Origin of the sequence: Hyunsoonleella sp. 2307UL5-6 (genome assembly GCF_047345485.1) — a bacterium.
Classification (GTDB): domain Bacteria; phylum Bacteroidota; class Bacteroidia; order Flavobacteriales; family Flavobacteriaceae; genus Jejuia.
The window spans coordinates 1-1411 of record NZ_JBLFEN010000002.1 but is presented as its reverse complement, the minus strand read 5'-3'; the positions used below and the strand labels follow the sequence as shown (position 1 = coordinate 1411).

Sequence of the window (1411 nt, the reverse complement as noted above, 5' to 3'; positions counted from 1 at the left end):
TGCAACTGCCGCACAACCAGTAGCGACACCAACTGCAACCACAACATATAGTTTAGTAGTAACAGAGATAGCAACTGGTTGTACTAATAGTGATGATGTAACTGTAACAGTAAATCAACCACCCGTAGCCGATGATGAAACCATCACTAATGCAACAGTAAATACTGATATACCAGTAGATGCCTTAGATGGGGATGAGGATCCAGATGGAGACAACAACAACTTAGTAATTACCGAAATAGAAGGCACATCAATAAGTGTAGGTAACCCAGTAACCTTAGGAGATGGCACCGTAGTTACCCTATTGCCAGATGGTACATTAAGCGTTACACCACCAACAGATAGTACCGATCCAATTAGCTTTGTTTATACAGTAGAAGATGAAGACGGACTAGAAGATGAAGGTCAAGTAGATATCACTTTTTCTCCTTGTCCTTTCCCGACCGATACAGATGGTGACGGACTAACAGATTGTGAAGAAACCACAGGAATCGACGATCCAAGTACACCAGCAGATCCAACAACGTTCCCAGGCGGCCCAACAAGTGATCCAAATGATCCATGTAGTCCAATCGGAATAGATACAACAGATACAGATGGTGACGGACTAACAGATTGTGAAGAAACCACAGGAATCGACGATCCAAGTACACCAGCAGATCCAACAACATTCCCAGGCGGCCCAACAAGTGATCCAAACGATCCATGTAGTCCAATCGGAATAGATACAACAGATACAGATGGTGACGGACTAACAGATTGTGAAGAAACCACAGGAATTGATGATCCAAGTACACCAGAGGATCCAACAACATTCCCAGGTGGCCCAACAAGTGATCCAAATGATCCATGTAGCCCAATCGGAATAGATACAACAGATACAGATGGTGACGGACTAACAGATTGTGAAGAAACCACAGGAATTGACGATCCAAGTACACCAGCAGATCCAACAACATTCCCAGGTGGCCCAACAAGTGATCCAAATGATCCATGTAGTCCAATCGGAATAGATACAACAGATACAGATGGTGACGGACTAACAGATTGTGAAGAAACGACAGGAATTGACGATCCAAGTACACCAGACGATCCAACAACATTCCCAGGTGGCCCAACAAGTGATCCAAACGATCCATGTAGCCCAATCGGAATAGATACAACAGATACAGATGGTGACGGACTAACAGATTGTGAAGAAACCACAGGAATCGACGATCCAAGTACACCAGCAGATCCAACAACGTTCCCAGGTGGCCCAACAAGTGATCCAAACGATCCATGTAGCCCAATCGGAATAGATACAACAGATACAGATGGTGACGGACTAACAGATTGTGAAGAAACCACAGGAATTGATGATCCAAGTACACCAGAGGATCCAACAACATTCCCAGGTGGCCCAACAAGT

1 protein-coding gene is annotated in these 1411 nt (G+C 44.5%); it reads left to right on the top strand.

The genetic code is table 11. The annotated features are described in order from the left end of the window. On the top strand, nucleotides 1-1411 hold a 1411-nt coding region (locus tag ACKGJY_RS03475), incomplete at both ends, for an Ig-like domain-containing protein (protein ID WP_413972466.1).